This window comes from Mucilaginibacter sp. P5_A6 (genome assembly GCF_056400585.1).
Genome location: NZ_JBFUKZ010000046.1, coordinates 1 through 11,887, shown reverse-complemented (window position 1 = coordinate 11,887; position 11,887 = coordinate 1). Strand labels below are relative to the sequence as shown.

Annotated in this window: 12 protein-coding genes and 1 tRNA gene; 6 read left to right on the top strand and 7 right to left on the bottom strand. The window is 38.5% G+C overall.

Going from position 1 to position 11,887, the window contains the following annotated elements; translation table 11 throughout:
- Positions 1-138: 138 nt before the first annotated feature.
- Both AC1DO4_RS26955 and AC1DO4_RS26950 read right to left on the bottom strand, forming a co-directional pair.
- Positions 139-600: a DUF4268 domain-containing protein gene (locus AC1DO4_RS26955; RefSeq protein ID WP_477420863.1), complete on the bottom strand. Its 462-nt coding sequence runs from the start codon at positions 598-600 to the stop codon at positions 139-141.
- 36 nt (positions 601-636) lie between these two features.
- On the bottom strand, positions 637-978 hold the full coding sequence (locus AC1DO4_RS26950; RefSeq protein WP_477420862.1) for a hypothetical protein: 342 nt from the start codon (positions 976-978) through the stop codon (positions 637-639).
- 534 nt (positions 979-1,512) lie between these two features.
- Between AC1DO4_RS26950 and AC1DO4_RS26945 the strand changes: the two genes are divergently transcribed.
- The 4 genes from AC1DO4_RS26945 (at position 1,513) to AC1DO4_RS26930 (ending at position 3,748) form a co-directional block, all read left to right on the top strand.
- A tRNA-Leu gene (locus AC1DO4_RS26945) sits at positions 1,513-1,594 on the top strand.
- Between the two features lie 257 nt (positions 1,595-1,851).
- On the top strand, positions 1,852-2,901 hold the full coding sequence (locus AC1DO4_RS26940; protein WP_477420861.1) for a serine hydrolase domain-containing protein: 1,050 nt from the start codon (positions 1,852-1,854) through the stop codon (positions 2,899-2,901).
- Positions 2,902-3,104: 203 nt separating this feature from the next.
- Positions 3,105-3,542 (top strand): hypothetical protein, encoded by a 438-nt coding sequence (locus AC1DO4_RS26935; protein ID WP_477420860.1) that lies wholly within the window; start codon positions 3,105-3,107, stop codon positions 3,540-3,542.
- The gene (locus tag AC1DO4_RS26930) at positions 3,539-3,748 is read left to right on the top strand and encodes a hypothetical protein (RefSeq protein ID WP_477420859.1); all 210 of its coding nucleotides are present in this window, start codon (positions 3,539-3,541) and stop codon (positions 3,746-3,748) included. Before AC1DO4_RS26935 ends, AC1DO4_RS26930 begins: the two co-directional genes overlap by 4 nt.
- 144 nt (positions 3,749-3,892) lie before the next feature.
- On the opposite strand, the gene AC1DO4_RS26925 is transcribed toward AC1DO4_RS26930, so the two are convergent.
- From AC1DO4_RS26925 to efp, 3 genes are all read right to left on the bottom strand, one after another.
- The gene (locus AC1DO4_RS26925; protein WP_477420858.1) at positions 3,893-4,657 is read right to left on the bottom strand and encodes an NADAR family protein; all 765 of its coding nucleotides are present in this window, start codon (positions 4,655-4,657) and stop codon (positions 3,893-3,895) included.
- 204 nt (positions 4,658-4,861) lie between these two features.
- Positions 4,862-5,446: a hypothetical protein gene (locus tag AC1DO4_RS26920; protein WP_477420857.1), complete on the bottom strand. Its 585-nt coding sequence runs from the start codon at positions 5,444-5,446 to the stop codon at positions 4,862-4,864.
- Positions 5,447-5,869: 423 nt separating this feature from the next.
- A complete protein-coding gene (gene efp, locus AC1DO4_RS26915; RefSeq protein WP_477420856.1) occupies positions 5,870-6,430 on the bottom strand; it encodes an elongation factor P in 561 nt (186 codons plus the stop codon).
- Between the two features lie 375 nt (positions 6,431-6,805).
- Here efp and AC1DO4_RS26910 point away from each other — a divergent pair, with 375 nt between their 5' ends.
- Complete coding sequence (locus AC1DO4_RS26910) at positions 6,806-7,330, top strand: DinB family protein (RefSeq protein ID WP_477420855.1); 525 nt, start codon at positions 6,806-6,808, stop codon at positions 7,328-7,330.
- Between the two features lie 108 nt (positions 7,331-7,438).
- Here AC1DO4_RS26910 and AC1DO4_RS26905 read toward each other — a convergent pair whose 3' ends face one another.
- Together AC1DO4_RS26905 and AC1DO4_RS26900 are read right to left on the bottom strand one after the other, a co-directional pair.
- Positions 7,439-8,485: a DUF6807 domain-containing protein gene (locus AC1DO4_RS26905; protein WP_477420854.1), complete on the bottom strand. Its 1,047-nt coding sequence runs from the start codon at positions 8,483-8,485 to the stop codon at positions 7,439-7,441.
- A 9-nt stretch (positions 8,486-8,494) separates the two neighbouring features.
- On the bottom strand, positions 8,495-9,850 hold the full coding sequence (locus tag AC1DO4_RS26900; protein WP_477420853.1) for a Gfo/Idh/MocA family protein: 1,356 nt from the start codon (positions 9,848-9,850) through the stop codon (positions 8,495-8,497).
- 434 nt (positions 9,851-10,284) lie between these two features.
- Here AC1DO4_RS26900 and AC1DO4_RS26895 point away from each other — a divergent pair.
- A partial coding sequence (locus AC1DO4_RS26895) for an LTA synthase family protein (RefSeq protein WP_477420852.1) occupies positions 10,285-11,887 on the top strand: 1,603 nt, incomplete at its 3' end.

Genomic DNA, 11,887 nt, shown 5'->3' with positions numbered 1-11,887 from the left:
GTACGAAGCAATCCCCGATGAGCAGAGCGAACCTTAATAGTCTGCTCTGTATAGTTAGGGATTGCTTCGTACCTCGCAATGACGGTCTGTTTATTTATTTTTAAACAACATCTTACATCTGCACATTTGCAATCTTATCTACTTAAATATCCCGAAGCTGTAATTTGCGGTACTCCAGAAATCATCGAGGGCAATGATGCGGGGTTTAAAGAATGAGATCAACGCGGGCCAGTCGTTTTGATTAAATATGCTTACGTTAGGCAGGGTTTTGATGATGCGGCTTATGGTTTTGTGGTTTTGGTCGGTAGTGTGAAGTTGCCAGTCCCACTCCTCTTCAATACTTGAATTAAATACAGCTTTAAGCTCCTTAAACTGTTCAAATATGAGTTCACGGATGCCGGGATCAGGGTGCGAGATTTCAATAGCGATAAAAGCCGAGCGGTTATCGGCCTGCATTTTAAAGTTAAGGTGTTTGATGCCTGTTTTATAATTTATCCAGTTTATTTTTAAACCATCTGCCGATGGCTGTGGTGCAATATATTGACCAAAGGCGGTCCAGAATGCCTGTTTAATTTGTGATGCTTGATCGCGGGAGTACAATAGTTTTTATTTAAAATGAGCAGGCAAATTTATATATTATTTCGCGCTTTGTATAAACGCTACAATTTGCTCTTGTTCCTTTGCTGATAGCGTTCCGCCGGTGTATTCCCATTTCAACTTAATGGCATTATAAGTTAGCCTGCCTAAAAAATCAGGATTTTTCACATTGTCCAATAAAGGAAGGCTATCCCCTATTTCCGGGGCTATGTCCTGGAGCTCTAACAGCTGCGCTTCTCCATGATCGTTGCCTTTGTATAACGCGTACACACCGGTAAAATCACGGTGGTTATTTGCGGCCTGGGTTAGCACCGGTTCAATGATGATATTTAAGGCAGCGCCGTTGTCTTTTTTAATATAATAGTTTACTGTATTGGTCATAATTATTTACGGTATATGATGCTTCTTTAGTACAAGCGAGTTTTAAAATTGTTCGGAAAATTAAAATTTTTCAGCAATGTTTTTATACATTCCCGGAACACATACGCCGCTGTCATTGAGGTAATGATTCCCCTCTAAACGACCTACCGTGTGTACACATCTTTTTAATAAAAGAAAATGTCATTTCGATTGAGCGAAAGGGGGAAAAACGGGGGCGCGAAAGAGAAATCTTATGCGACAGACAGTCAGCCATGCGTGCTTTAGAGCAGGGTGTAGAAGATTTCTCCTCACTCCAGCGCTCAATTCCCTCCCTGGTTCGCTCGAAATGACAACCGTTTTTTAAGTATCGATAGAATCTAAAAGATGTGTACACACAGTAGCCCTCCGGGGAAGTTTGGGTGGGGCTTATACATCCTTAATAATACCTGCAATTAAATTAACAGTAAAGTAATGAGACAGATAGATAAAAAACTAAAATTATGTTTTATAATTTACCTTAAAACGCTATCTTTGCGACCTGTTAAAAATCCTAATGCGGAAGTGGCGTAATTGGTAGCCGCACCAGACTTAGGATCTGGCGCCGCGAGGCGTGGGGGTTCGAGTCCCTTCTTCCGCACAGCAGTTTAAAACCCGGTCAACTTGACTGGGTTTTTTGTTTAAATACTATATAACACCGATTATAGGGGATCCAGCAGAATTGTTGTGGGGAATAAAAAAAGTATTTGTTTTGCATTAGAATAACAAATACCCCCTCAGATAAGGCCGGCAAGCTATCGGCAATAAAATAAAAAAGCCCCTCAGATTTCTCTAAGAGGCTTTCGAGGTATGCCTAACGGGACAATCGGAATCATCAAGTAATTGAAATTTCATATAATGGATATAATTAAAACAACTAGAATTTTACTTTTTACTATTTTGCTAATAACTTGTAGTAATTGTTACAGTCAATCCTTCCAAAAAGAAAAAAATCTTGATAGTTTATTTGAAAAAGCACATAAGTCAAAAGTATTTAACGGAAACATTTTAATTTCTCAAAATGGGAAAATAATATATGAGAAAGCCTTTGGACAAGCAAACGCAAGTGGCATAATTCAATTAAATAAAAAGTATCGCTTTCATATCGGTTCAATTGCAAAAGAATTTAATGCTGTCGGCATTTTGATGCTTAAAGAGCAAGGAAAATTAAAACTTGAAGATTCAATTTCTAAGTTTCTACCTGAGCTACCTTCTTGGGCAAACAAAATTAAAATCATTCACTTACTTCAATATACAAGTGGTCTTCCACAAATAAAATGGAATGAAGTTAATCAAGATTCTGAAAATATGATGCAATTAAAAAAAACTGCATTTCTTGATTTTGAACCAGGAACAAAATATGATTATAATAACAATAATGTATTTCTACAGAGAAGAATCATAGAAAAAATTTCCAATATGTCTTTCAATTCTTTTGTAATGAAAAAAATACTTCAACCTATCGGAATAAAAAATGGAGTTGTCGATCCTAATGAAAAAGAGAAACTCTTTGCTAAATCATTTAATAATGAAGGTAAACAGGATATTATTAAATATAATATTTCAGGCTGGACCGCATTAAATTTAAAAGATTTTTATAAGTGGTCTGAAGCAATTAATTCATTTAAACTTATTACTCCTGAATCAACGCTGGAACTTTTCAATCCTTTTTCCAAAGGAAATCAAACTGGTCTTGGAGAAGGAGATATTCAATTGGGTAAAGTAATAAATCATACACACGATGGTGCTGCTTTCAATTATCAAGCCTTACTAATCAGCAATCCTAATTTCACAATTATTTTAGTAACGAATAACAAACAAAATAATTTAGATGCAATTAGTAACTCAATACAATCTATCCTTGAAGGAAAGCCATACAATCAAATTGAATACCCTATAAATAACTAAAATAGAAAAATAGGTTTGCTTGTAGGATAAATATATTGAAGAATAGCTTTGGATTATCAATTGTAGATATTCAAGGTGTTCCAATACAGTTMCACCTACCGCACAGCAGTTTAAAACCCGGTCAATTTGATCGGGCTTTTTGTTTTTATTTCATGTTTATCCACATTTGCTAAAACACCACTTCTATTAGTATATTTGAATATATGCGGATATATCTCGATAACTGCTGCTTTAACAGGCCATTTGATGATCAATCCGGCATACGGGTGAAACTGGAAACAGACGCTAAACTTTATATTCAGTTGATGATAAGGGCAGAGAAAATTGAATTAGCCTGGTCTTATATACTCGATTTTGAAAATGAAGCTAACCCTTTTTTTGAAAGAAGATATACAATTAAAAAATGGAAGAATTTATCGGCCATTGATATCGAGGAGACAGAAGCTGTTTTATTAACAGCTAATAATTTCGTCAAACTGGGGCTTAAAGCAAAAGATGCTTTGCATATGGCGTGTGCGATAGAAACGGATTGCGAATATTTTTTGACAACCGACGACCTCATTCACAAAAAAATGAAGAATTTGAACGAGATCAAAGTATTCAACCCGATTGAATTTATCAATGTAATTGAAGAGTTATGATAACTATAACAGACACAGAAATTAAGCAAAAGGGGTTAGGTGCGTTATTGGAGGCTTTAGGCGAAGTAAATGYGGAACGTTTTATTACTTTATTAAATAGAGATCCATTTGACTATACCCTGTGGCAGCGAAATATTTTTGAAGGCATGAGCGTAGAACAGATTAATGCCAAAGCCATGGCTTTACGAAAAAAAACAGATCAATAATCTATTGTATAGATTTTAGGTTTTATCAAGGCTCAGGATCTGGCGCCGCGAGGCGTGGGGGTTCGAGTCCCTTCTTCCGCACAACAGTTTAAGAGCCGTTAACTGGATAAGTTAACGGCTCTTTTAGTATAAGATATTTAGTTATTAGTCGTAAAAATTGTTCCAACTATATGGAGTTGAGTTAGATAAGCGAAAGATGGTTCGATCTCTTTCTGTAAGCGAATTATAGTATTTAAAAAATGCAGACAAAGCATCTTCTCCTTTTCCCATACGCCAAAACATATCAGGCGGGTCAATTTTAGGATAAACTTTCCATGGTGGGGGTACCGTGCTTTCCAAGTAGTTAAAATATCCAAATTTTGTAAAAAAATCTCTAACTTCCATTAACGCAAAACCCAGTAAGTTTTGGCCATTCCAGAAATATGGATTGTCGATTTGTTCCGCATCTTTAGATAAACCAATGCCCCATATTTTATCAATAGGACTTGCTTCAACTAATATCCTGTCTTTTGTATTTATTAAAAAATCTGCAAATGGAGGATGCTGATTAAACTTATGTACATTGCCTTTTACAACAATGTCGTATCTGTTTGCAATCCAAATCTGTTCATCAAATCCTAACACCTGTCTTCCTAATTCTTTTGCCTCACCAGGGCTTTTGGCATTTATAATTTTTTGATAAATACCTGAATCATTAAACAATAAAGCTTTATTAGCCATCATCCAATGTTCGGCGGTTTTATAGGTTATCCCATCAATTATGAACGGCAATTCAAACCATTGGCTAAAGCAAAATTTACCAACGTCCTCTTTTAATGTGTTTGAATGTCCCCAAAAAAACAAGAATTTAAGTATTTCGCCTTGATCAAATTTATTAGTAAGCCAAGTTAAGCTGTAATTATATGCCATTATGTTTATGATCTTGGTGTTTCTCAAACTTAATTATTTTCTCAATTACATTCAAAAGTTCCTCAAGGTGTTCTAATATAGTCCCATCTTCCGCACAGCAGTTTAAAACCCGGTCAATTTGACTGTTTTTTTGTTTAAATACTATATAACACCGATAATGAAGATGCTTTGGTTCCAGTCCTGTTTTAACAAAAGTTGATCATATTAATTACCGTTTACCCAGTCACTCCAAAATTCAATTTTTCTTATAGGTTCTTCAGGAAAAGTGAAATTATTTGGCAGAGCAAAATTAAATTCATTCGCGAGATATGTAGCTAAATCATATCCATAATATATAATGTCCATTTGATAAACTGAAAAAATCGGGTTCCCGTATTCATCAGGTTGACCTGGAATATATCGGTGCGAATAAATTGGTATTAGTCGAGGGTAACTTGTGTAATGTTGTTTTGCTATTAATACTTTTTCATCATAACTATTGGGCATATTGCCCCAAGTATCAACCCAAAAATTGTTTGATTCTATATCGAATAACAGTCCATCCAGCGGCCAGGCAAGCGTTGAAAATATTTTGTCTGAGATTGCTTTTGAATGTAACCCCTGTCTCCAATTCACAAAATTTTCTGAAATAGGCAACGCTGTTTGCAGAAATAATTTATAATCAGGTGGAAATTTAACATCGAATGTCAATTCTATTTTTAAAGTCTCGTCATCCGTTAGGCCACTTTCAAATTTAACATCCTTGTTAATAAGTATCTGGATAATTTCCTCAGTTTGTTGTTTATTCATAGTGCGACTTCATAGTGCGACATAATGATTGTTGCTAAAATTAACTAAATCAAATTGTTTAGTGCGTATTTAAAATAGATTCGATCACCTTTAAAATACCTGCCAAGTGTTCTAATACAGTCCCTTCTTCCGCACTTTTTAATAGGCCATTGACTGAATATGACAACGCCTTTGTGCTTTAATGGACGGCGAGGAAATGTTAAGAAATATCTTTATTGTATTTCCGGTTAAAATCTACCCATTCATGCAGTAATAATTTAAATTCATTCATTGGAAACATTACGTTATATAATTCAACGTTGGGGTATTCTAATTCAATGTCAAGTGTTCTAAGGAATGCACAAATTCAGCGCAACATATAAAAAGCCCCTCAAATAATTAAGGAGCTTTTTATGTTTTAATAGTAAATTGATAGGTGTTTACCTATTTAGCCCGCTCAACGTACTCGCCAGTGCGGGTATCAACTTTTATTTTATCGCCCTGATTAACAAAGAGAGGTACTTTAATTTCTATTCCGTTTTCTGTAGTCGCTGTTTTCAGCGCGCCCGATGAGGTATCACCTTTAACGGCAGGTTCGGCGTAGGTAATTTCCAGCTCCACAAAGTTGGGTGCTACCGCCATGATCGGTTCTTCGCTTTCAAACGAAACGATCACGCTCATCCCTTCTTTCAGGAATTTCACCGCGGGCCCGAAAAGCGCTTTGGGGATATTATGCTGGTCGAAAGTGGTGTTATCCATGATCACCATGGCTTCGCCATCTTCATACAGGTATTGAAAATCATTTGTTTCTACACGGCAAATTTCAACCTGCTCGTCGGTGGCTAAACGGGCCTCAACAATTTTTCCTGTTTTTATGTTACGAAACTTATCCAGATAGAATGCTCCGCCTTTGCCTGGTGTACGATGCAGTACTTCTGTTACGGTTACCAGTTCGCCGTTGAAGCGTAGTATATTACCTACTTTAATTTCGGATGCTTTTGCCATGAAAATATAATTTGAAAATTTAAGCCCCAAAGATAGATTAACTTCGCTAATCAATTAAAATTAAAACTCGAGCCGTCAAAATTAAGGGATTTTAATCTTCGCTCAATGGTTGTCAATCGACAAATAACCCAATGGGGTTTGATAGGCAGTTCCAGACATCTATTAATGCATTGATTATCAATAACATACTTTCAAATAATTCTAATAAAGTCCCGCGCAGTGCACAGAAAACCGTTAGCTTATTAGTTAGTGTTTTTTTTACTTGCTCCAACGTGGGGCGAAACTTTCTCAGAATATCTTTTCTCCCTACTGACATAGGGCTGTCATTAGCGCTGCTTTTCTTTGTTGTGAAATCGTTTAAAAGCAAAACAGACAATGGAAAACAATCTAATCAAACAGCAAACAGGCAACGCAGTTGAAGGGTTCACCTCCCCTAACGCCATTTTAAATCATTGGCAAGGTCATCGCCGCTTAACAAGGCAGGTAATTGAAGCTTTTCCGGAAGACAAGCTATTTGAATATTCGATTGGTGGAATGCGCCCCTTTTCGGACATGATAAACGAGATAGTGGAAATAGCCGATGCGGGGATCCAGGATCTTTTCAAAGATGCGCCTACATCAATAGATAAACTGGATCACCATTCCGGAAAATCCCTGGCAAATACAAAAGAAGAAATCCTAAACAGGTGGGATAAAGTAACGGATACCATCAACCACCTTTGGCCGCAGATCCCGCCACAGCAGTTTCATGAAATGATGTTGGCTTTTGGAGCGTATGAGGGTGTAACATCCGATATAATTTTTTACTGGATTGATAATGAAATCCACCACAGGGCCCAGGGTTATGTTTACCTGCGGTCGTTGGGGATTGAACCTCCGGCTTTTTGGAACAGGGATTAGTAAGCTCATAAAGCATAGCGAGGAGCCATCAGCCGGCGAAAGACTTACGAAGTTTTAGAAACTTCGTAAGTCTGGGACTGTACAACTTGTTATGGCAGGCAGCAAAAATTATTTTTTAGCAAAATCTTTAGCAAGCCCATCAAGCTGGGTAGTGCTAACGGTTTGTTCGCCATTGTTAATTACTACACGAAAACGGAAGGTTACCGATTCTCCTTTTTTAAGGTGCAGATTTTTTTCTGATTTACCATTGGTGAAAATTTTCTCGCCAAGGGGATTGGCCGCAAATAAGCCATACCCGCGGGCATGCCAGAATGTAGGATAATTTGGATTCGCAGGGTGATCTACTATAGCGATACTTACCGAATCGGCGCCCATTTTACCAAAAACTTTGCACCATACGCCACGGGTGCTCCAGGCATCGTTTCCTGTTTTGCCTGCACTGGTTAAATAATTGCCGCTGGCTACTTTATCCGTACCACCTTTAACAATGGTTACGTTCCCTTTATCATCGGTGAATTTCTGATCTTCGGTAGTGGGCATCTGTAATTCATGTGCTAAACGCAGCCCCAGCATTCCGTCTTTGGCATCCTTAAAAACAGCATCTGTATCAGCTTTTAAGGTAGTAACCCTGTCGATGATACGCTGGTTGCCGCTGCCGCTAAATTCAAAACGCGTGGTCTCCTCTAAAATTACGTATTTCTGCTGGTTGGTCCAGTTAGCATGATAAGCTAATACGCCCATTGTGCCGCTTTTAGTCTCCAGTACTTTGTCGGTACGGATCCAGCCGTATAAATTCTTTTTRCTTTTGGGGATAGCATATGAATTGTTCCAGAAATCAAGCCCGTTTAAGTTTTCAAAATCAAACCAAAGACCAATATGGTGGGGATGATCGGTCGGATCGCCCGGTTTAGGATCAAGCGGAAAACCACGGGTAACAACGCTGCCATTAGCCGCGTGCAGGGGGTATAATACCGGTTTTTCAAGACTATCGGGATACAGGAAACTGGTAAACAGCTTGCCGCCAATAAAAACCTCTACCTTTTGTTCTTTTGCGGACTTCAATACCTTTACCTGCTCATTTTTTTGAGCCGACGCTGCCGAAGTCACAGCGGTTAATCCTATAACAAACCCCAATTTTTTGAACCTGTTCATCATAATTACTTATTAATATTTAAATATTTTACCATTCGCCATTACCTCCTGTGTTTTCTCATCAAATGTGGCCTTATAGCCGGTACGTACAGCCGCATTGGTCATAATAGTAGCTATAGAATGACTGTATCCTGCTTCAACGGGCGCATTGGGCTGTTTGCGGCTGCGTATGCATTCCATCCAGTTACGCACATGGTTTGATGTAAGCACATCGCCGCCTGTATTGGCCGAAGCAACTACCTGTTCGGTATTTGCCAGGCTAACCTCCGGCAGCAGGTTGGCCTGCATATTCATGGCCGCAGCCATTTTTTGCGTTAAACCTCCTTTTGGCGAAACCTTGTTGGTTATCAGGTTTAATTCACCGCCGTTTGAGTAGTAGATCTCTGAGGGATGCTCATCGCCATTATGCATGCGCGAACCAAAGGTTACCTGGAAGCCTGTTGAAGGGTCATCCAGTGGCCCATAATCAAAGGCAGCAAAAATGGTATCCCAGTTTCTGCGGCCATCTTTCCACATGTAAATACCACCATTGGCAACTACGCTGCGCGGATGTTTAATTCCCGAAAACCAATGTACAGTATCAATCTGGTGGCTCATCCACTGGCCGGCTAACCCCGACGAATATGGCCAGAACAAACGATATTCCAGGTACTTGCGCGGGTCGAACGCCTCGTACGGGCGGTTCATGATAAAGCGTTTCCAATCGGTATCGGCTTCTTTTAACACGCCTAACAGCTCTGGTCGGCGCCAGCGGCCCGGCTGGTTAACATTCCAGGTTAATTCAACCATAGTAATGGGGCCAAATTTACCTGAGTGGATAAAATCATTAGCGGCATGGTAATTGGCCCCGCTCCTGCGTTGCGAACCTATCTGTACTATTTTACCCGATTCCTTGATGGCTTTAAGGGCATCGCGGTTATCTTCCATGGTTTCGGCAAAAGGCTTTTCCACATAAGCGTCACATCCAGCCTTTACAGCTTCAATAGCATGCCGTGCATGCTGAAAATCGGCGGTGCTAATAAATACTGCATCTACCGTTTTGCTGTCGTATAATTCCTCGTTGTTGCGGTATGCCTTTACATCATTCTGCATTTTCTCTTTCCAGGTAGCCGCGCCTTCTTCCCTGCGTCTTTTCCAGATATCCGACACACCAACTACTTCAAAATTAAGTTCTTTACAGTGGTTCATAAAGCTGGGAATATGCGAACTTTTATGCCTGTCAGAAAATCCGACAACACCAACCCGTACACGATCATTAGCGCCGATAATACGTTTGTAGCTTTTGGCGCTCCACGCGGTTTTGGTGAGTAATGTGCTGGCCCCCACTAATGCGACCTGCCTGATAAAAGTTCGACGTGATTTTTCCATAATAGTTGTATAATTTAGATAGTTGATTTTATTTGATCCCGAAGTTACAGCTGATGCAGGCATCGGGCCGTCACTATAATATTTTCGTGGAGTACAGGTAAATTGGTTTAATACAGTCAGTGCGACTGATAAAACCAAATATCGATGAAATCTCACAAAAAATATTATTCCTTTTGTAAGAAACATATTACAATAGTGGTTCCCTGCAACCATATGAAGCATTTGTAAATAAAATGTAAATAAAACCTTGCAAGTGCAGACCATATTGCAACAACAGCCAATAACTTAATAATTATTTGTTTTTTTATTTACATTCGCTTTTTAACAAATTCCCGGCATATTAAGCGAAGGCATATCAAGGTTCATTCCCGAACAGGGTTTAATATCATCTCGTGCCCAACGCAATTTAACGGTAAGTAAAAACAATATTTTTAATGGAGATTAAATTTAGATTGGGTGAATATAAGGTCCTTTTATACCGCATATTATTAGGCTATTTATTCTATTTTATCAGCAGGATCTTATTTTTTGCATTTAATACAAATCTTTTTGCTGTTGATGATTTTTCTGCTTTATTAAAGTTGTGTTATCACGGAATGGCCTTTGATACCACTGCGCTATTGTACATTAACAGTTTATTTATTGTTTTAAGCATTCTCCCGTTAACCATCAATACAAGACCTAATTATCAAAAAGGCCTTACAATTTTATATTTCGTTACAAACCTGCTGGCTTATGCCACAAATTTTGTTGATATTATTTATTATCGTTTCAGCCAGGTTCGGTCAACCAAAGCTACGCTTGATGTGCTTGCCGACGAGAGTAACAAAAAGGCGTTATTTACTCATTTTTCTGACGCATATTGGTATGTAATTATCATCTATATATTATGTTGTTTTTGCTGGATCTGGCTGTATAACCGGGTAAAAGTTAAGCCCCACGCAATAAAAAATTTAAGCGCTTATTTTTACTCCTCGGTGGTAGCGTTCCTGGTTGCTTTTGCATTAGTTATCGGGGGAATAAGGGGCGATTTTGCACACAGTACCAGGCCAATTAACATGGTTGATGCCTATAAACATGTCACCGTTCCAAACCAGGGCGATATAGTATTAAATACTCCTTTTGCAATTTTTAGAACGCTTAGCAGCAACAATTTTAAAATTGAACACTGGACAGACGAAAACTATATCAATGCTAACATTAAGCCGGTAAAACAATATAACGGCAACCCGGCTGTGAAGCCCAATATTGTAATTATTATATTGGAAAGTATGGGAAGAGAGTATTGGGGCTGCATGAACAAAGATGCCGCTATACCCGATTTTAAATCGTACACTCCCTTTTTAGATTCATTAGCCGATAGCAGCTTAATATTTACCAATGCTTATGCCAATGGCCGTCAATCTATTCATGCCATGTCGTCCGTTTTAGCTGGCATTCCGTCATTTCAAACGGCCTTTACTTCATCACCCTATGCGAAACAAAAAATCCAGTCCATCGTGTCTGTCTGCGATAGTTTAGGCTATCAAACGTCATTTTTCCATGGCGCGGCAAACGGATCTATGGGTTTCCAGGGATTTGGTAATATTTTAGGGTTTAAAAATTATTACGGCAGAACGGAATACAACAACGACCAAGATTATGATGGCATTTGGGGTATTTGGGACGAGCCATTTTTTCAGTTTATGGGCAAAACCCTTAGCGGGCAAAAACAGCCATTTATGGCTACTTTGTTTACTTTATCATCACATGATCCGGACCAGATTCCCGAAAAATACCATGCAAGGTTTAAAGGCGGCCCGCTTACAATTGATAAATGCGTACAATATACAGACAACTCGCTCCGATTATTTTTTAATTACGCAAAAACACAATCCTGGTACAGTAACACAATTTTTGTCATAACTGCTGATCATACCAGTCAAACGTATTACCCTGAGTATAGCAAGCCAATTAACCGCTTTGCTGTTCCAATTTTGTTTTACAGTGCAAATAAGGCTTATGCTTTAAAAGGTATAAGAACAGACCTTGCTTCAC

Bases quoted from the DNA above. Each gene is read 5' to 3' on its own strand.
- AC1DO4_RS26950 (WP_477420862.1), bottom strand. From the start codon at position 978: ATGACCAATACAGTAAACTATTATATTAAAAAAGACAACGGCGCTGCC.
- AC1DO4_RS26940 (WP_477420861.1), top strand. From the start codon at position 1,852: ATGGATATAATTAAAACAACTAGAATTTTACTTTTTACTATTTTGCTA.
- AC1DO4_RS26935 (WP_477420860.1), top strand. From the start codon at position 3,105: ATGCGGATATATCTCGATAACTGCTGCTTTAACAGGCCATTTGATGAT.
- AC1DO4_RS26925 (WP_477420858.1), bottom strand. From the start codon at position 4,657: ATGGCATATAATTACAGCTTAACTTGGCTTACTAATAAATTTGATCAA.
- AC1DO4_RS26920 (WP_477420857.1), bottom strand. From the start codon at position 5,446: ATGAATAAACAACAAACTGAGGAAATTATCCAGATACTTATTAACAAG.
- efp (WP_477420856.1), bottom strand. From the start codon at position 6,430: ATGGCAAAAGCATCCGAAATTAAAGTAGGTAATATACTACGCTTCAAC.
- AC1DO4_RS26910 (WP_477420855.1), top strand. From the start codon at position 6,806: ATGGAAAACAATCTAATCAAACAGCAAACAGGCAACGCAGTTGAAGGG.
- AC1DO4_RS26900 (WP_477420853.1), bottom strand. From the start codon at position 9,850: ATGGAAAAATCACGTCGAACTTTTATCAGGCAGGTCGCATTAGTGGGG.